General features: G+C 59.7%; 19 protein-coding genes. 7 read left to right on the top strand and 12 right to left on the bottom strand.

The window, feature by feature from the left end:
* The 6 genes from J7412_RS13530 to J7412_RS13505 form a co-directional block, all read right to left on the bottom strand.
* Positions 1-421 (bottom strand): acetyl-coenzyme A synthetase N-terminal domain-containing protein (locus J7412_RS13530; RefSeq protein WP_209079101.1); only part of this gene is annotated, 421 nt, incomplete at its 3' end.
* Between the two features lie 92 nt (positions 422-513).
* Positions 514-1,269 carry an ABC transporter ATP-binding protein gene (locus tag J7412_RS13525; protein ID WP_209063129.1) on the bottom strand — a complete coding sequence of 252 codons (756 nt, stop codon included), beginning with the start codon at positions 1,267-1,269 and terminating at the stop codon, positions 514-516.
* A gap of 14 nt (positions 1,270-1,283) precedes the next feature.
* The gene (locus J7412_RS13520; protein ID WP_209063127.1) at positions 1,284-2,039 is read right to left on the bottom strand and encodes an ABC transporter ATP-binding protein; all 756 of its coding nucleotides are present in this window, start codon (positions 2,037-2,039) and stop codon (positions 1,284-1,286) included.
* Positions 2,040-2,051: 12 nt separating this feature from the next.
* Positions 2,052-3,251 (bottom strand): branched-chain amino acid ABC transporter permease, encoded by a 1,200-nt coding sequence (locus tag J7412_RS13515; protein WP_209063126.1) that lies wholly within the window; start codon positions 3,249-3,251, stop codon positions 2,052-2,054.
* Positions 3,252-3,254: 3 nt separating this feature from the next.
* Positions 3,255-4,286, bottom strand: a complete 1,032-nt coding sequence (locus tag J7412_RS13510) for a branched-chain amino acid ABC transporter permease (protein ID WP_209063124.1) — start codon at positions 4,284-4,286, stop codon at positions 3,255-3,257.
* A 77-nt stretch (positions 4,287-4,363) separates the two neighbouring features.
* Entirely contained in the window at positions 4,364-5,716 is a 1,353-nt protein-coding gene (locus tag J7412_RS13505) for a substrate-binding protein (protein WP_209063122.1), read from the bottom strand.
* Between the two features lie 229 nt (positions 5,717-5,945).
* Between J7412_RS13505 and J7412_RS13500 the strand changes: the two genes are divergently transcribed.
* From J7412_RS13500 to J7412_RS13480, 5 genes are all read left to right on the top strand, one after another.
* Positions 5,946-7,247, top strand: a complete 1,302-nt coding sequence (locus tag J7412_RS13500; RefSeq protein WP_209079100.1) for a helix-turn-helix transcriptional regulator — start codon at positions 5,946-5,948, stop codon at positions 7,245-7,247.
* A gap of 81 nt (positions 7,248-7,328) precedes the next feature.
* On the top strand, positions 7,329-7,712 hold the full coding sequence (locus tag J7412_RS13495; RefSeq protein ID WP_209079099.1) for a response regulator: 384 nt from the start codon (positions 7,329-7,331) through the stop codon (positions 7,710-7,712).
* Positions 7,709-7,981 (top strand): hypothetical protein, encoded by a 273-nt coding sequence (locus J7412_RS13490; RefSeq protein ID WP_209063116.1) that lies wholly within the window; start codon positions 7,709-7,711, stop codon positions 7,979-7,981. The genes J7412_RS13495 and J7412_RS13490 overlap by 4 nt, the downstream gene beginning before the upstream one ends.
* Positions 7,981-10,671 (top strand): ATP-binding protein, encoded by a 2,691-nt coding sequence (locus tag J7412_RS13485; protein WP_209079098.1) that lies wholly within the window; start codon positions 7,981-7,983, stop codon positions 10,669-10,671. The genes J7412_RS13490 and J7412_RS13485 overlap by 1 nt, the downstream gene beginning before the upstream one ends.
* Positions 10,672-10,756: 85 nt before the next feature.
* Complete coding sequence (locus J7412_RS13480; RefSeq protein ID WP_209079097.1) at positions 10,757-12,091, top strand: flagellar motor switch protein FliM; 1,335 nt, start codon at positions 10,757-10,759, stop codon at positions 12,089-12,091.
* Between the two features lie 65 nt (positions 12,092-12,156).
* On the opposite strand, the gene J7412_RS13475 is transcribed toward J7412_RS13480, so the two are convergent.
* Genes J7412_RS13475 through J7412_RS13460 form a run of 4 tightly spaced genes read right to left on the bottom strand, consistent with a single transcriptional unit; the run spans position 12,157 to position 14,361 of the window.
* Positions 12,157-12,585 (bottom strand): TIGR01244 family sulfur transferase, encoded by a 429-nt coding sequence (locus J7412_RS13475; RefSeq protein WP_209079096.1) that lies wholly within the window; start codon positions 12,583-12,585, stop codon positions 12,157-12,159.
* A 9-nt stretch (positions 12,586-12,594) separates the two neighbouring features.
* Positions 12,595-13,029 carry a DUF6691 family protein gene (locus J7412_RS13470; protein ID WP_209079095.1) on the bottom strand — a complete coding sequence of 145 codons (435 nt, stop codon included), beginning with the start codon at positions 13,027-13,029 and terminating at the stop codon, positions 12,595-12,597.
* Positions 13,029-13,454 carry a YeeE/YedE thiosulfate transporter family protein gene (locus J7412_RS13465; protein WP_209079125.1) on the bottom strand — a complete coding sequence of 142 codons (426 nt, stop codon included), beginning with the start codon at positions 13,452-13,454 and terminating at the stop codon, positions 13,029-13,031. The genes J7412_RS13470 and J7412_RS13465 overlap by 1 nt, the downstream gene beginning before the upstream one ends.
* A 43-nt stretch (positions 13,455-13,497) precedes the next feature.
* Entirely contained in the window at positions 13,498-14,361 is an 864-nt protein-coding gene (locus J7412_RS13460) for an MBL fold metallo-hydrolase (protein ID WP_209079094.1), read from the bottom strand.
* Positions 14,362-14,538: 177 nt separating this feature from the next.
* Here J7412_RS13460 and J7412_RS13455 point away from each other — a divergent pair, with 177 nt between their 5' ends.
* Positions 14,539-16,608: an enoyl-CoA hydratase-related protein gene (locus J7412_RS13455; protein WP_209079093.1), complete on the top strand. Its 2,070-nt coding sequence runs from the start codon at positions 14,539-14,541 to the stop codon at positions 16,606-16,608.
* A gap of 24 nt (positions 16,609-16,632) precedes the next feature.
* On the opposite strand, the gene J7412_RS13450 is transcribed toward J7412_RS13455, so the two are convergent.
* A complete protein-coding gene (locus J7412_RS13450) occupies positions 16,633-16,848 on the bottom strand; it encodes a hypothetical protein (protein WP_209063101.1) in 216 nt (71 codons plus the stop codon).
* Positions 16,849-17,130: 282 nt separating this feature from the next.
* Between J7412_RS13450 and J7412_RS13445 the strand changes: the two genes are divergently transcribed.
* A complete protein-coding gene (locus tag J7412_RS13445; RefSeq protein ID WP_209063099.1) occupies positions 17,131-17,394 on the top strand; it encodes a DUF2312 domain-containing protein in 264 nt (87 codons plus the stop codon).
* Positions 17,395-17,473: 79 nt separating this feature from the next.
* On the opposite strand, the gene J7412_RS13440 is transcribed toward J7412_RS13445, so the two are convergent.
* On the bottom strand, positions 17,474-18,349 hold the full coding sequence (locus J7412_RS13440; protein ID WP_209063097.1) for a hypothetical protein: 876 nt from the start codon (positions 18,347-18,349) through the stop codon (positions 17,474-17,476).
* Between the last annotated feature and the right edge of the window lie 5 nt (positions 18,350-18,354).

The raw sequence follows: 18,354 nt of genomic DNA, 5'->3' as shown, positions 1-18,354 counted from the left end.
TCGGCAGATAGATCACAACGCGGTCGCCTTTGCGCACGCCCATGGTTTCCAGCACATTGGCCATGCGGCAGACCCGGCGGTGCAGGTCAGCATAGGTGATCGACTGCGCCTGCTCGTTGGGATCATCCGGCTCCCAGATGATGGCGGCCTGATTGCCGCGGGTTTCCAGATGGCGGTCGATGCAGTTGGCGGCCACGTTGAGCGTGCCGTCCTCATACCATTTGATGTCGATATTGCCCGGCGCAAAGGAGGTGTTTTTCACCTTGGTGTAGGGCTTGATCCACTCCACACGCTGGCCGTGCTCGTTCCAGAACCCTTCTGGATCCGCCAGAGAGGCCGCGTACATCGCGTCGTATTTTGCTGCGGTGATGATGGCGTTATCGGCCATTTCCGCAGACGGAGCATAGGTTTTGTCAGACATGGTTCCCCCCGAAAAGTCAAATTTGAGGCGAGGTTAGGGGGATGCGCCGTGAGGTCAAGTACGGCTTTCGGACACCCCCCTAAGAAGTTGGATCAGATCGCGAGGTATTCGGCGCGCAGCTCTTCATCTGCGAGGACTTCGGCGGCGGCGCCGTCAAACACCACGGAACCGGTATCAAGGATCACGGCGCGGTCGGCGAGCTCCAGAGCGCGCACGGCGTTCTGTTCCACGATGATGGTGGTGATGCCCTGTTCCTTGATGATGCGGAGCGTTTTCTCGATCTCGTCCACAATCACCGGGGCGAGCCCCTCATAAGGCTCATCGAGCAGAAGCACCTTGAGGTCGCGGGACAGGGCGCGGGCGATGGCAAGCATCTGCTGTTCGCCACCAGACAGGGTGACGCCCTCCTGCTTGCGGCGCTCCCCCAGACGAGGGAAGAGCTCATAAAGACGCTCAATTGACCAGCCGATGGGCGGGGCGATCTGCGCCAGTTGGATGTTCTCTTCCACGGTCAGGCCCGGGATGATGGAACGATCTTCCGGCACAAGGCCGATGCCTGCGGCGGCGGCCTCGTAAGACTTCATCAGGTGCAGCGGCTGGTGATCCAGCCAGATTTCGCCGTGCGTCACCTGCGGATCGTTCATGCGGGCGATGGAGCGCAGGGTAGAAGTTTTTCCCGCGCCGTTGCGGCCCAGAAGGGCGAGGATTTCGCCTTCGTGCACATTGAAGCTGATGTTTTGGACGATGTAGCTCTCGCCGTAGTAGCTCTCCATGTTCCAGACGGAGAGATAGGCGGGGGCGGTTTCGGCCAGATTGTGGCCCTTTGAGAAATCGGGTTTGACGTTCATGTTTTCTGTCCCCCTTAAGCGGTTTCACCAAGATACGCTTCGCGCACCTTCGGATGGCCTTTGATGTTTTCCGGATCGTCCTCAACCAGCGGCGTGCCTTGGGCCAGAACGGTGATGCGCTGTGCCAGCGAGAACACCACATGCATGTCGTGTTCGATGATGGCGATGGTGATGTCGCGTTCGTCCGAAATCTGTTTCAGAAGGTCGATAGTGTTGTTGGTGTCGGCCCGTGCCATACCGGCAGTGGGTTCATCCAGCAGCAGGAGGCGGGGCTCTTGAGCCAGACACATGCCGATCTCAAGGCGGCGTTTGTCCCCGCGGGACATGGAGGCTGCGTGCATGTGCCGCTTGTCGGCCATGTTCATGTCCTCAAGCATGCTCTCTGCACGTTCAACCACATCCTTCTCGCTGAACATATTGGCAATGGCCTGCAGCGAGAACGCCCCGTCGCGTTTGGCAAAGCAGGGGATCATCATGTTTTCCATCACCGTGAGCTCCCCAAAGATCTCGGGGGTCTGGAACACACGGGAAATGCCCATTTGGTTGATCTCATGCGGGGTGCGGCCCAACACGGACTGGCCGTCAAACATGACAGAGCCTGTGTCCGGGATGAGCTTGCCCACAAGGCAGTTCAGCAGGGTGGATTTCCCGGCCCCGTTGGGGCCGATGATTGCATGGACGCTGTTTTCTTTGACCGAGAGGTTCACGTCTGAGAGTGCCTGAAGGCCACCAAACCGCTTTCCTACGTCTTTGACTTCGAGAATTCCCATCTTTCCGTCTCCTTATTCTGCGGGTTCAGTGGAGGCCTTGGGGCCGTCCTCATCAGAGGCTTTCTTGCCACGCAGGGCGCGTGCAAGGCGTTGGCCGCCTTCGACCAGACCACCAGGCAGGTAGATCACCACCAGCATGAAGAGGATGCCGAGGGTCAGGTGCCAGCCTTTGCCAATGAAGGGGTAGATCAGGGTGATCACGAAATCCTCAAGACCATCAGGCAGGAAGGCGAACCATTGATGCAAAACGTCCTTGTTGATCTTGGAAAGGATGTTTTCCATGTATTTGATCGCACCTGCGCCCAGAACCGGACCGATCAGCGTGCCAACACCGCCCAAGATGGTCATCAGCACCACCTCACCGGAGGCTGTCCAGAACATACGTTCCGGGCCTACCTGTGTGTCCATCGCCACCAAAAGGCCGCCTGCGAGGCCAGCATACATGCCGGAGATCACAAAGGCTGCCAGTGTGTGGGGGCGTGGGTTCAGGCCGGTGTAGGACATGCGGGTCTGATTGGATTTGATCGCGCGCAGCATCATGCCGAAAGGCGAGCGGAAGATGCGGATGGCGAGGTAGAAGCTGGCCAGCATCGCAATCGCCGCGATGTAGTAGCCTGCGTTGAAGGTGAAGAGCCAATCGCCCACGTTCAGCTCAAAGCTGGCGCGCATGTCCATGCCAAAGAGGTTGGCACGACCGATTTCGCCTTCTTCCAGATTGGAAAGCAGCGGACGGTCGGTGGATTTGATCTGCAGGCCGGTTTCACCGCCAGTGATCGGCGTCAGCACCGAATAGGCCAGCGCGTAAGACATCTGCGCGAAGGCGAGCGTCAGGATCGAGAAGTAGATGCCTGAGCGGCGCAGGGTGATGAACCCCACAGCCAGTGCAAAGATGCCAGCCACGACAATGCCCATGAAGATCGCAGGGATCACATTGAGCGAGATGAGCTTCATCATCCAGATCGCGCCGTAAGAGCCCACACCCAGGAAGGCGGCGTGACCAAAGCTGAGGTAGCCGGTCAGGCCAAAGAGGATGTTAAAGCCGATGGCAAAGATGCCGAAGATCACAAAGCGCTGCATCAGGTCGGGGTAGCCTGCGTTGAATTGCGCCATGCCGGAGCTTTCCGGGAAGGGGTTGAGGATGAAGGGTGCCAGCAATGTCAGCCCGGCAACCACCAGCAGGAGCTGGAAATCTTTCTTTTCGAGACCGAGCATTGGTTATTCCTCCATGACGCCCTTGCGGCCCATCAGGCCCCGTGGACGGGTCAGCAAAATGATGATGGCAACGAGGTAAATGATGATCTGGTTCAGGCCTGGGAGGACTGCCAGAACCTCGCGCATGGATGCAAAGCTCTCAAGAATGCCAAGCAGGAAGCCTGCGAGCACGGCGCCGGGCAGGCTGCCCATGCCGCCCACAACCACAACCACGAAGCTCAGGACCAGGAAGTCCATGCCCATGTGGTAGTTCGGCGAGTTGATCGGCGTGTACATAACCCCGGCGAGGCCTGCGACCGCGGCGGCCAGACCAAACATGATGGTGAAGCGGCGGTCGATGTTGATGCCGAGAAGGCCAACGGTTTCGCGGTCCGCCATGCCGGCGCGCACAACCATGCCAAAGGTGGTGAACTGCAGGAAGGCAAACACGGCACCGATGATGATGGCGGCAAAGACAAAGTAGATGATGCGCCAGTAGGGGTAGATGATCAGATTGGGGTCAAAGCCAAGCGCTGCGCCAAAATCAAACGATCCCGTAAAGGCCTGAGGGGCCGGGGTCGGGATCGGGTTTGCGCCATAGAAATACTTGATCACTTCCTGCAGCACGATTGCCAGACCAAAGGTCACAAGGATCTGGTCGGCGTGCGGACGGGTGTAGAAGTGTTTGATCAGGCCGCGCTCCATGACGAAGCCGATCACCATCATGACCGGAATGGCAAAGAGGATCGACAGAGGGACGGCCCAGTCAATGATCGCGTCGCCCGTTGCCTGGCCAAAGAGGTCATAGACGTAGGGCACATCCACCTTGGCTGGGTTGCCCAAAAAGTCGGTCTTGGTCTCATCAACCACGGTGTAAGAAAGTGTCAGAATGCGGCTGAGGGTAACAGCGCAGAAGGCGCCGATCATGAACAGGGCGCCGTGCGCAAAGTTCACGACCCCAAGGGTGCCAAAGATCAAGGTCAGGCCGAGAGCGATCAGCGCATAAGCTGAGCCCTTATCAAGGCCATTCAGAATTTGAAGGATGATTGCTTCCATCGGTCCGTCCCTATGTTGTCCGGAGAGGCCGGTTAGGCGTGAGGGGCGGGCACAATAAAGGCCCGCCCGAAAAGCGCTTAGGCGCCGTTGTTACAGCTGCCCAGAGAGGCTTCTGCGCCACCCATCTGTGGGTGATCAGGCTGATACATGACCTGCTCAACCGGGGTGACTTCAACGATTTCCAGAAGGTCGAACTCGGAGCTTGGGTTCTCTTTACCCTTCACAACCAGCACGTCTTTGAAGCACTGGTGGTCGGCGCCGCGATAGAGCGTCTTACCGTTGCCCAGACCGTCGAACTCATAGTCTTCCAGAGCTTCTGCCACAGCACATGGGGCGAAGGAGCCCGCACGCTCAACCGCATCTGCATAAAGCAGGGTCTGCACATAGGTGGTGTGCGCGGCCTGGGATGGCGGGAAGCCATATTTGGTGCCGAAGGATTTCACGAAGGCTTTGGAGCCCTCATCGGTCAGCGACCAGTGCCAGTTGGTGGAGCCGAAGATGCCCTTCACGTTGGCACCCGCACCCTTCGCCATCAGGCGGGAGTAGAGCGGAACGATGATCTGGAAGTCTTTGCCGTTCACCTGCTTGTCACGCAGACCGAACTGAACCGCGTTGGTCAGCGAGTTCACCATGTTGCCGCCGTAGTGGTTCAGAACCAGCGTGTCGGCACCAGATTGCAGAACCGGCGCAATATAGGAGGAGAAGTCGGTTTGCGTGAGCGGGGTTTTCACCGCGGCAACGGTTTCCCAGCCCATGGCTTCGGTGGAGGCTTTCACGGCCTCTTCTGTGGTGTAACCCCAGTTGTAGTCCGCGGTCAGGTGATAGGCTTTACGGTCTTTGCCGTATGCGCCTGCCAGCACAGGTGCCAGCGCCGCGCCGGACATGTAGGAGTTGAAGAAGTGACGGAAGCCGTTGGCTTTGCGGTCTTTACCGGTGGTGTCGTTGGAGTGGGTCAGACCCGCCATGAAGATCACGCCAGCCTCTTGGCAGAGCGCCTGCACAGCCACGGCCACACCGGAGGACGAACCACCTGTGATCATGATTGCGCCGTCTTTTTCGATCATCGACTTGGCAGAGGCGCGCGCCGCGTCAGATTTGGTCTGGGTGTCGCCGGTGACGAACTCGACTTTCTTGCCGAGGATACCGTTGCCTTGCAGCGCCTTGGAGCTGAAGGTGTTCATCATGCCGCCGTCGCCGCCGCCGTTGAGGTGCTCAACGGCCAGCTGGTAGGCACGCAGCTCGTCCGCCCCTTCGTCGGCGTATGGACCGGTCTGTGGCACGTTGAAGCCCAGAGTCACGGTGCCGCCGGTGGGTTCGTTGGTGAACGCGTGAGCAGACTGCGCCGTAAAGATGGTTGGCAGAGCCAGACCGGCGCCGGTAACAGCGCTCGTCTTAAGCAAGCCACGACGTGTAAAGTTGCTTTTGGACATATAATCCTCCCGTTATGTAAAGTGCGACAGGGGCTCCTCTTCCCCGGACGTCGCGCGCACAGATGTGCAGTTTCATTATCGAAGGCGGCTCGAAAATTTCGCAACAACTGCTTTTCTTGTAACAATTTTTTTGTAAAGTAATTCGCACTGCTGCGCAGCAATTTGTAAACAAATTATTCTGCGGCGCAGAAGGTCATTGTTTTTGAAGCGAAACGTCGGGGAGGACGTGATGCCACAAAGCGGATTGGCGGGGAGCCGTATACGTGAGCGGCGCTTGGTTGCAAAGGTGCGACAAGCGGAACTTGCTGACCGTGTGGGAATTTCTGCGAGCTACCTCAACTTAATCGAGCATAACCGGCGTCGCATCGGCGGGAAGTTGCTGAACGACATCGCCAAGGCGCTGGATGTGGAGCCCTCTTTGCTGAGTGAGGGGGCGGAGGCGGCATTGCTGGCCACATTGCGGGAGGCGGCGGCAGATGCGCAGGGGGCCTCACCCGAGGTGGCGCGCAGCGATGAATTTGCCGGACGTTTTCCCGGGTTTGCGGCGCTGATCGCGGAGCAGCACCAGAGGCTGCGCAGTCTGGAACATACGGCGGCGACGCTGACCGACCGGCTGACGCATGATCCGCATCTGGCGACCTCGGTGCATGAGATGCTGACCATGGTGACGGCAATCCGCTCAACGGCGGGTATTCTGGCGGAAACCAAGGAGATTGAGCCGGAGTGGCGCAACCGGTTTCACCGCAACCTGAACGAAGACAGCCAACGGCTTGCCGAAGGGGCGGAGCAGTTGGTGTCTTATCTGGATGACGCGGGCGATGCGCGGGCGGGCATGACGCTGCCACTGGAGGAGGTGGAGGCCATGTTGCAGGCCCATGACTTTCAGTTTGATGCGCTGGGCGAAGCCTCGTTTGAAACCTTGCAGGCTTTTGTTGCCAATCAGCCGTTGCTGACCACAGAGGCGGCGCGGGACATGGCGCTGGGCGTGGTGCGGCAGCTGCGGGCGGATGCGCGGGATTTGCCGATGGAGATGCTCGCGCGTCATTTGAAAGACGGTATGGTGGAGCCGACCTGGCTTGTCAGCGAAACAGGCGCGTCGCTGAGCGCCGTGTTGCGGCGGCTGGCGGCGGTCTCTGATGCGCTGCTTGAGCGCCCGTTGGGGCTTGTGATGGCGGATGCGTCTGGCACACTTATGTTGCGCAAACCGGTGGAAGGCTTTGCGATCCCGAGATTTTCCGGCGCTTGCCCGAAGTGGCCGCTGTTTCAGGCGCTGTCACGTCCGATGCAGGCGCTGCGGCAACGGCTGACCATGGCGGGCCGGGAGGCGCGGGATTTTGACTGTTATGCTGTCTCTGAGCCTGTTGGGCAGATTCAGGTGAATGTCGCACCGCTCTATCACGCATATATGTTGATCGTTCCGCTGGACGTGAAAGATGACACCGGGGCCCCGGTTGGATCCTCCTGTCGGGTCTGTCCGCTGGAGGTCTGTGACGGCCGCCGGGAGCCTTCACTTTTGGCTGCGAGATCATGACGCAAGAAATCCTCTTGGCTTTTGCCAAGCGCACGCTAAAAATGGACCACCGTTTGTGGACTTTCGGGGAGGGGAGGCTGCATGGGCAAGAATGTTCTCGTCATTGAAGATGAGCCCAATATCATCGAAGCAATCAGCTTTATCCTGTCGCGGGACGGCTGGACTGTGTCGACCCATTCCAACGGGCATGATGCCGTTGGCGTGGTGACTGCGGCGTTGCCGGATGTTGTGATCCTGGATGTGATGCTGCCTGGCAAGAATGGCTATGACATTCTGCGGGAGCTGCGTGAGGCTGAGCTCACCAAAGGCATTCCGGTGCTGATGCTGACAGCCAAAGGGCAGGTCAAAGATCGTGAGATGGCCGCGCGCGCAGGCGCAAGCCGGTTCATGACCAAACCATTTTCCAATGCCGAAGTGCTGGATGCCGTGCGGGAGCTGGTGGTGGGTGAGCAGCAGGCTCAATGAGCGATCGGCCCAATATCCCGTTTCTGGAGCGGCAGAGCTATCGCCGCCGCAGGTTGATTGACACCGTTCGCATGGTGCCTGTGGTGGGCGCTGTGCTGTGGGCGGTGCCGTTGCTGTGGCCGACCCCTGAGGATGGTGCGGGCAGCGTCGCCAGCTCGGACGCCATCATCTATATCTTTCTGGTTTGGTTTGCGCTTGTGCTGCTCGGGGCTTGGTTTGCCTTTCTGATGAAACGCAGTGATGCGCAGGAGGAAGGCGGGGGGCGCTGATGGGGGCGTTAAACATCCTCGTCGGCGTGTGCCTGATCTATGTCGCCTTTCTGTTTGCGGTGGCTTTTGGTGCGGAGCGTGCGGCGCTCAACGGCAAAGGCGGCTGGCTGCGCAGCCCGCTGATCTACACATTATCCCTGTCCATCTATTGCACCGCCTGGACGTTTTATGGCGCAGTTGGCTACGCCGCGCGCTCAGGATTAGAGTATCTGACGATTTATATCGGGCCGTCGCTGGTGGTGATCGGCTGGTGGTGGCTGCTGCGCAAACTGGTGCGCATCGGACGCAGTCAGCGCATCACCTCGATTGCGGATCTGATCTCCTCGCGTTACGGAAAATCCAATATGCTCGCGGTTGGGGTAACCATTCTTGCGGTGATTGGCACCACGCCCTATATCGCGCTGCAGCTTCAGTCAGTCACCGTGAGTTTTGGTGTTTTCTCAGATGCTTACGGCGCGGAGTTGACGGAAATCAATCACGGCAACAACGCTCTGCTGGTGGCCTGCGGCCTGGCGCTTTTCACAATTGTCTTTGGCACGCGCAACCTTGATGCCAATGAGCGCCACCATGGGGTGGTTATGGCGATTGCGGTGGAGGCGATTGTCAAACTCTTCGCGCTTCTAGCCGTGGGGGCCTTTGTGGTCTGGGGCGTTGCGGGCGGCGTGAGCGATATTTTCGAGCGGATTGATGCCAGCAAGATCGGTCAGTGGGACATGCGCGGTGACCGCTGGGCGACGTTGATCTTCCTCTCGGCGGCCGCGTTCTTGTGTCTGCCGCGGATGTTTCAGGTCATGGTGGTTGAGAATGAGGACGAGGATCACCTGCGCACGGCAAGCTGGGCCTTTCCGCTTTATCTGATGGTGATGAGCCTCTTTGTGGTGCCGATTGCGGTGGTTGGCCTTGATATGATGCCGCCCGGAGCCAATCCTGATTTCTTTGTGCTGACCGTGCCGCTGGCGACGGGAAATGACGGGCTGGCGATGCTGTCGTTTCTGGGCGGGTTTTCCAGCGCAACTTCGATGGTGATTGTCGCCGCGCTGGCGCTTTCCACTATGGTATCCAACCACATTGTCATGCCGATTTGGCTGAGCGCGCAAAGCGGGGGCGCAACGGTGTCTGGCGATGTGCGCCATGTGGTGCTTTTGTCGCGCCGGATCTCGATCGCCGCTGTGGTCTTTCTGGGCTACCTCTATTTCCGCCTGTCCGGCGGAGGGGCGGCGCTGGCCTCTATCGGGTTGATCTCCTTTGCCGGTGTGGCGCAGTTCCTGCCGGTGCTGATTGGCGGGATTTTCTGGCGCGGGGCCACGCGCACCGGCGCCTTTGTGGGCCTGAGCGTGGGCTTTCTGATCTGGGCCTATACGCTGTTGCTGCCCAGCTTTGGGACCGGAACGCTGATCGGCACTGCGGTGCTGACAGAGGGGCCGTTTGGGCTTGGCTGGCTGCGGCCACAGGCGTTTTTTGGCATCACGGGGATGGACCCGCTGGTGCATGCGATCTTCTGGTCGATGCTGCTGAACACGCTGAGCTTTTTCATTGCTTCGCTGGTAGGCTTTCCTTCGCCGCTTGAACGGCTGCAGGGAGCGCAGTTTGTGAATGTGTTTGAGCACAGCCGCACGCCGCAGAGCTGGAGCGGGAGCCTTGCGCAGAGTGAAGACCTGATGGTGATGGCGCAGCGCATCATTGGCGCGCGGGAGGCGCAGCGGTTGTTTGAGCGCGAGGCGCGTCGGCAGGGCTTGAGCGGGCTGGTGCCCGAGCCGTCACCGGATTTCCTTGCGGTGCTGGAGCGTGAGCTGGCGGGTTCTGTGGGCGCGGCGACGGCCCATGCGATGATCGGGCAGATTGTGGGCGGTGCCTCTGTGTCGGTGGAAGACCTGATGGCGGTGGCGGATGAGACCGCGCAGATGATGGAATATTCCTCGCGGCTTGAGGCGAAATCTGAGGAGCAGGCGCGCACGGCACGGCAGCTGAGGCAGGCCAATGAGAAGCTCACGCAGATCTCGGAACAGAAGGATGCCTTCCTCAGTCAGGTCAGCCATGAGTTGCGCACACCGATGACCTCTATCCGCGCCTTTTCAGAGATTTTGCGCGATAGCGACCGGCTAAGTGCGAAGGAAAAGGTGCGTTACAGTTCGATCATCCACGATGAGGCGATCCGCCTGACGCGGCTGCTGGATGATCTGTTGGATCTGAGTGTTCTGGAGAACGGACAGGTGAGCCTGAATGAACAGACCGGTGTGCTGGGCGATGTGCTTGATCATGCGCTGTCAAGTGCGCTGACGGGCAATCAGACCGTCGAACTTCGGGTGATGCGCGATCTCTTGTCGGAGAAAGTGACCCTGACCACCGACCTTGATCGCCTCAGTCAGGTCTTTATCAATCTTATTGGAAACGCTCAGAAATATTGTGATGCGCCAACGCCGAAGCTGCATATTTCGGTGCAATACGGGCAGGGGCAGCTGGTGATTGATTTTATCGACAATGGCAGCGGCATTTCCAAAGCGGATCAGGCGGTGATCTTTGAAAAATTCGCCCGGACTGGTGAGCAGAAAGTCAGCGGCGCGGGGCTTGGATTGGCGATTTGCCGAGAGATTATGACCCGTCTGGGCGGCTCTGTGGACTACCTGCCCGGGCAGAGTGGCGCAGCCTTTCGGGTGATCCTGCCACAATCCGCAGCGCTCGCGGCACAATGACCGGTTTTTGAAGGCGTTTTAGCGGCTTCGTAGAGAGGCTGTTAACCTTATTGGGGCAAATCTGCCATGGAACGGATCCACAAATATGGCAGTGATGAACATGGGCGAGACCAAAGGCAGCTCCATTCTCAGACGTAAGGCAACGGACGGCAGCACCGAGCATCAGGCACGGGCGATGTCGCCGACAAAAGCCATGCGGCTTGGGCTGGCCAAGGCTGCTGAGAAGGGGCTCGATCTGGCGCTTGATGTGACCAAGGTGACCCACACCACGCTGCCGCACCGTGCGCTGCAGGAGATTCTCGATGAAGAATCGCTGCTGGCCATTCTGGAAGGGCAGAATGGTGAGCCCGGTGCCATGGCGGTGGATATGCAGGTGCTTGCCGGGCTGGTGGAATTTCAGACGCTGGGGCAGGTGATCCCCAAGCCGGTCGTGGATCGTGTGCCGACCCGCGTGGATGCCGCATTGATCACCCCGCTGATGGAAGATGCGCTGATGCGGTTTGTCCGCAATCTGGGCGAAGAGGGCGAGCCGCCGAAATGGCTGCAGCACTACAAGTTTGGCGCGATGGTGGCGGACCGGCGGACCTTGTCGCTGGGCATGATGGCGCAGGACTACCATATGTTCGTGATGGACATCACGCTGGAGCATGGCAAGAAAACCGGCACCATGGCGTGGATTTTCCCGGACATCGAAGTGCTTGTTGAAGGCAGTGACGAGGAAGAGAAATCCGGTGCTGAGAAATTCCAGAGCACGGTCAAACAGGCAACCACCACGCTGAATGCGGTGATTGGCAAGGTTTCCATGCCGATTGCGCAAATTCAGGGCTTGCAGGTTGGCGATGTGCTGAAACTGCCGGAAGACCCGATCAAATCCGCCAAGCTCGAAGCGCTGGGTGGTGAGGTGATCGCGGATGCCCGCATCGGTCAGCTCGACGGGATGCGTGCGGTCTGTGTGCCGGGGCTTGCTGGCGCGGCGCTGGCGAGCGGTCTGACGAATGGTCTTGCAGGCGCATCTGATATGGGCGGTCTGCCCGGAATGGATGAGCCTGCCATGCCTGCAATGGGCGGTATGCCAGATATGGGCGGCGATTTGCCTGCCATGGGTGGCATGCCTGATATGGACACACCGGCCCTGCCTGACCTGAGCGGCGGCGGCCTTCCTGATCTGGACGGCGGTATGCCGGACATGGGTGGGGACCTGCCTGATCTGGGCGGCGGATTGCCCGATCTTGATGGTGGTGGTCTGCCTGATCTTGGCGGCGATCTGCCGGATCTGGATTCCATGGGTGGCATCGGATTGGATGCGGACAGCGGGGAAGATTTTGGCGGGTTGGACGATCTGGATGATCTGATCAATCTGGGGTCAGATGATATCGGCGACCCGATGGCGCTGGCGGATCTGGATCTCTCCGGCACATAAGTCCGGCCGTATACCGAAAGAAAAAGCCCCGATCCATCGGGGCTTTTCTGTTTTTAAGCAAATGCTTATTTGTTGTTTTTGATCTGTTCGAGATGCGGTTTTAGACCGGAGAGATCGTAGCCGCCCTGCGCGGCAGCGTTGACGATGTCTTCAGAGGCCATCTCGCCCGCATGTGCCAGCGCCCAGCAGATTGTGGAGCGCGTGCCGGAGCGGCAGTAGGCCAGAACTTTGCCTTCGCAATCCGCAAGACTGTCGCGCTGAAGCGCCTGACGGTCTTCGGTCATGGTTTCCATGGTCAGCGGGTTGACCACATATTTCAGGCCAGCTGCCTCGGCTGCGGCGCGCATGGTTTCGCTGTGCTGGTCCGGGCCGACTTCGCCGTCGGGCCGGTTGTTGATGACAAGTCCAAAGCCAGCATCGGCAAGGGCGGCGAAGTCTGCTGCGTCAATCTGAGGCGCGGCAAAGAAGCGGTCGGTGATCTGACGAATATCCATGCGGATTGATTACTCGGCAGGAACCACTCTGTCTAGCTGCGCGCGCGCAAATGGGGTGAGGATCATGCCAGCGATCATCGCGGCAAAGAACACCCAATGCGGCCAACCACCATAGCTGAGCGAGGCCACTGCGGGGCCGGGGCAAAGGCCCGCCAGTCCCCAGCCAACCCCAAAAAGCACAGATCCCACAACAAGATTGCGGCCAAGTTTGGGCTCTGGCGGTTTGGGGAAAGTGCCGCCAACCAGTGGCTTGCGCCCTTCAGCGATGCGCCAGGCGATCGCCATGGGGATGATCGCACCGCCCATCACAAATGCGAGTGTTGGATCCCATGCGCCAAAAACATCGAGCCAGCCCTGAACTTTGGCGGCGTCGGTCATGCCGGAGAGAAAGAGGCCCGTGCCAAAGAGGCCACCGGCGAGAAACGCGAGCAGGAAACGGGGCATCAGATCACTCCCAGAAGATGGCGGAAGAGCGCGACGGTCAGCCCGCCTGCGAGGATGTAGAACACAGTGGCCACAATCCCGCGCAGCGACAGGCGGGAGATGCCGCAGACGCCGTGGCCGGAGGTGCAGCCATTGGCCATACGTGTGCCGATGCCCACGCAAAGACCGGCGGCAACCAGCACCAGCAGGTTCTGGGTCACATGGGTGTCGACCGGTCCCGCCACAGGCAGCAGCAAAAGCGGCAGGGCGAAGACCCCCAACAGAAAGATCGCCCGTTCCGCCCAATTGCTGCGTCCGGAGCCGTCCACCAGCCCGCCAAGGATGCCGCTTGCGCCCATGATGCGGCCATTGCCGAGTAGAAAGACTGCACCGCCGGCGCCGATCAACAGGCCGCCAGCCAGCCCCCAAAGCCAATCGGCGGGGATCGCGTTCAACATGTGTTTTCCTTTTCTTAAAGTGCCTTGAGGGTCAAAGCTTATTTATGGGGACCTTGAGGTAGACATCGCCATCCTCATCCGGTTCCGGCATCTGGCCTGCGCGCATGTTCACTTGCAGCGAGGGGATGATGAGCTTGGGCATCGAAAGCGTGGCGTCGCGGGCATCGCGCATGGCGACAAAGCTTGCCTGATCCGCCTCGGCCCCCACATGCACGTTGTTGGCTTTCTGCGCGGCGACTGTGGTTTCCCAAGCAAATTCATCGCGCCCCGGCGCTTTGTAGTCGTGGCCAACAAAGATGCGGGTGTCATCCGGCAGGGAGAGGATTTTCTGGATCGAGTGAAAAAGATCCTCAGACGAGCCGCCAGGGAAGTCACAGCGGGCGGTGCCGAAATCGGGCATGAACAGCGTGTCACCCACAAAGGCCGCATCGCCAATCACATAGGTCATGCAGGCCGGTGTGTGGCCCGGAGTGTGCAGGACGTCACAGCGCATCTGGCCGATCATGAAGCTGTCGCCTTCTGAGAAGAGCTGATCAAACTGCGAGCCGTCTCGCTGAAATTCGGTGCCTTCGTTGAAGATTTTCCCGAAGGTGTCCTGAATGAGGGTGATGTTTTTGCCGATGCCGATTTTGCCGCCAAGCTGTTCCTGAAGATAGGGGGCGGCGGAGAGGTGATCGGCGTGGACGTGGCTTTCCAAGATCCAGACGACCTTCAGCGCGTTGGCTTTGATGTGCGCAATGATCGCATCTGCGGATTTGGTATCGGTCCGCCCGGCGGCGTGGTCAAAATCCAGCACGCTGTCGATGATGGCACAGGCGCTGCCTTCCGGGTCTTTGACCACAAAGGAGACAGTGTTGGTCGCATCATCAAAGAAGGCGGTGACGTCTGGCTTCATTAGAATTCCTCCATAGGATGCACATATAATAAAAACTGCATGTGTTTCAAGAGTGGTGTGCAGGTCTATTTGCTGTCAAAAAATGCGCGGCGGCGATCTCAGGCTTGCGTGAGAGGGGCAGGCCGCTAAACTCTGAAAACACAAAGACTTGCACCATAAGATTGTCAGGGTTGAGGCATGACGCAGTTGCTAGACTATCGGATTGAGGGCGGGGTGGCGATCCTTTCCCTGTCAGAGCCGCCATCGGACGCGCGGGGCGCGCCTGTGCGCCAGGCGGTGCAGGAGGCTGTGGCGCGCGCGCTTGAAGATCAGATGGTTGGGGCCATCGCGCTGATCGGCGCAGCGGGCGATTTTGCCGGTGGCAGCGATTATGCGGAGATTGGTGCACCCAAAAATCCTTTGCGGCTTAGCGATCTGTGCAACATGGTTGAAGCGGCGGGTAAACCGGTGGTGATCGGATTGAGCGGCGCAGTTGTGGGCAGCGGGTTGGAGTTTGCGCTGGCATGTCACTACCGCGTCGCGCATCACACCGCGCAATTTGCCATGCCGGACGCGGCGCTTGGGGTGATCCCCGGCGCGGGGGCGACCCAAAGGTTGCCGCGATTGATTGGCGCGGATGCCGCGCTGAAGCTGTTGCTGGCGGGGGCGTTGATGCCTGCAAACGCACCAGGGCTGGAAGGCGCGGTGGATGAAGTGGCTGAGGGCGATATCGAGGAAGCCACGGTTCTTTTTGCGCTGACCTGTATTGCCCAGTTCAAACCAGCGAGGCCCACACGGGAGGCGTTTGAGCAGATCAGCGACTTTGCCGGACATCAGAAATCAATTGAAAGCTGGCGCAAACGTCTTGCCGCGCAGGGGCAGGATGCGGGGCATGCGATTGTGGAATGCGTGCGGGTTGCGCCGTTGTTGCCGTTTGACGTCGGCTTGGATTTTGAGCGGGACCGTTTTGAAGAGCTGCTGAACGGCAAGCAGCGCGCGGCATTGCAGCATGTGGCACTGGCGGAGCGCCGAGAGGTGCGCTTGTCAGAGCTGCTGGAGGAAATGCCTCGGGAGATCAAGACGCTTGGTGTGATTGTCGGGCGTGACCGACTGGGCGCGGAGCTGGCGCTGGCGGGGCTACGCTCCGGCTTTGAGGTGGTGATGGTGGCGCAGGTGCCTGCCGCACTCGATCTGGCGCAAAAGCGCCTGGAGGCGGTGCTGCACCGGCAGACGGACCGCGGGCAGGTCTCAGGCGCGCAGGCAGATGCCATGCGGGCGGCCTTGTCGACGCCCCAAGATCTGGTGGCGCTGAGCGCGGCGGATATGGTGATCGAAGCGGTGGGGCTGGGGCAGGAAGTGTCGCGACAGTTGGTGTCCCAGCTCGACGGCATTGTAGATGAGGGTGCGCTCATTGTGGTGCATGACCCCGCTGCCCCGCTTGAGACATTGGCGAGCGCGACGGAGAATCCGGAAGATCTTTTAAGCCTTTACGTGCCGAACCTCTACCTGCGCACTGCCGGTGTGGAGATCGGGGCCGGGGCACAGACCGGCGCCGCCGCGATGGCCACCTGTGTTGAGGCGCTAAGCAAGATGGGCTTTTTTCCCGTGACGGCCAAGGCGCAGGCCGGGCTTGTCGGACAGACCTTGATGGGAGCCTGTATCCGCGCGGCAGAGGAGCTTTTGCGCCTTGGGGCCGACCCTTATGAGATCGACCGGGTGATGCTGGGTTGGGGCATGGCGCGGGGGCCGTTTCAGGTGGCGGATGCTTTGGGGCTGAATGCACCGGGGTTGCGCATTGCCGGGGCCAGCCTGTCAGCGTCGCTTTATGGCAACGGGCGCGAAGGGCGCGATATGCGCAAAGGGTGGTATCTCTATTCGATGGAGCACCCGCTGGGAGAGGCTGATGAGGCCGCCCGCGATCTGTTGGCGGTGGCGCTGGCCGAAGACACGCGGCCCTTGCCCAAGACCAGCACCAAAGAGGCGGAGATCACACGCAGTTGTCTTGCGGCCATGGCCAATGCCGGCGCCAAGCTTTTGCGGCAGGGCGTTGTGAAAACGCCTGCGGAGATTGACGTGGCCATGATCCATGGATTCGGTTTTCCGCGCTGGCGCGGTGGGCCGATGATGGCGAGCGATCAGTTGGGGCTGATCCCGCTGCGCACGCAGCTGCGGGTTCTCGCGGAAGGGGATGCCGAATATTGGCAGCCTGAGCCACTATTTGATGAGCTGATCAAAGAGGCGCAGGGATTTGGCTCGCTAAATTGTTGAGCGCGATGGCGCTGGGGGCGGCGGTCAGGAGAAAGAAATTCCGACCATCACCACCATGAGCCCGATCACGGAAAGAAACAGCGCGCCCATGTTGAGGGGGACAACCTTCTGAACTGCGGCGCGCAGCTCTTCGTCAGAGAGGCCCGCGCGTTTGGCCTTGGCGACTTTCACGATGGAGAGCATGAGGCCCAGCAGACCAATCAGCGACAAGAGGGCGCCGCCCCAGATCATCCATTGCATGTGGTGTTCCTTCAATTGCGAGGCCGGGCCGTTGGGGCCGCGTCAGCCGTGAAAAGCGCCTAGCGGATTGTGGGGCAGGGATCAAGCATGGGCGCGCCTTGTGCGACAAACCGGGACAGAGGCCGCATGTTGCGAGAGAATTGGCCGATGCGCGCGGAGTGCCCCTTGCATGGCGGCGCGCTTTGCGGTCTATACGAGCCTTATTAATTGGCGTCTGAGCAGGCGTCGTGGGTGTTGCGGGAGGTCCCGAACACGCGCATCAGGCAAGACAAGAGGTCACTTATGAGCGAAGGCACATCGTCAGACTCCCAATACAGCGTCACCGGTCAGGAGCTGAAGCAATTCATCGAGCGCGTGGAGCGTTTGGAAGAAGAAAAGAAAGAAGTGTCTGAGCAGATCAAAGAGGTCTTTGCTGAGATGAAGGGCCGTGGATTTGATGTGAAGGCGATCCGCACTATACTGCGCGAGCGCAAGCAGGACCCAAACGACATTGCCGAGCAAGAGGCGGTGATCGACATGTACAAAGCGGCGCTTGGCATGGGGTAACCTGCGCAGTCGCAGAGTTTGCACGGATTGGAACGGCTCCTTTTTGGGGGCCGTTTTGTTTTTGAGCGCGTCGATTGGCTTACGGGTGGATCAGGGTCACGCCGGGGATGCGCTCGATGCGGAAGACATCCTCGTCATAGGCGTCTGACATGGCGTCCACCATCGCCTCGGTCCAACCGGGCAGGTCGAGCTCTTCTTCGATCTCATCTTCCAGCGCAAACTTATCCAGAAACGCCGCATAGACCCGGCGCTTCTGAATCTCGGTGAGACCGGGGTGCTCCGCAAGGAAAGTGTTCAGACGCGCCATGCCCTCTTCGCTCATGATGTTTTGCAAAAGCGACGTGCCACCCTCAATTGGCGTGTTGGGATCAAGCCCGGCCATTTCGCGCAAAATCTCTTCCCAGATCAGCGGGGTGTCTTCGTTGCACCAGATGGTGACCGGCATATGCGGCACGGCCTCGCGCACATTGAGGATCAGATCTGACCAGCGCAGTTGAAGCGGGTCACAATTGTCGGTGACTTCCTCGATGCTGTGCTTGGGCGAAGCTTTGACCAGCGCGGGTACAAAGGTGGCCGGATTGCGAATGGAGATGAAGATCTCGATATCCTCGCCGTAAAACAGCGAAGACATCGTGCGCAGCCGTTCCGGTGCGGCGGGAAACAGCATGTTGTTGCGGATGGCGCGGCGGGGCACGCCGAAGAAATTGTCGTTGGACAGGATCAGCCGGTCAGGCTTTGCGTCACCAATCATGCCGGACATGACCGCGCCTTTGAAATCCGTTGCCATCACGGATTTGCTCATCTCTCCCAGCGTGTCGCGGATCTGACGACGATAGGTGCTGGGCGGCGGCAAAGCGATGCCGTGATCGGCCAGCAGCGCCTTGTTCTGGTTCAAGCTGCCCAGGAGTTTGCCTTCGTCTGTGTAGTGCGCGCCCGCATGTAGGACAATCTGCATGTTCT

It is taken from the genome of Shimia sp. R9_3 (assembly GCF_017743755.1).
GTDB lineage: Bacteria > Pseudomonadota > Alphaproteobacteria > Rhodobacterales > Rhodobacteraceae > Shimia.
The sequence above is the reverse complement of the archived record's forward strand: the minus strand, read 5'-3'. Positions and strand labels throughout refer to the sequence as shown.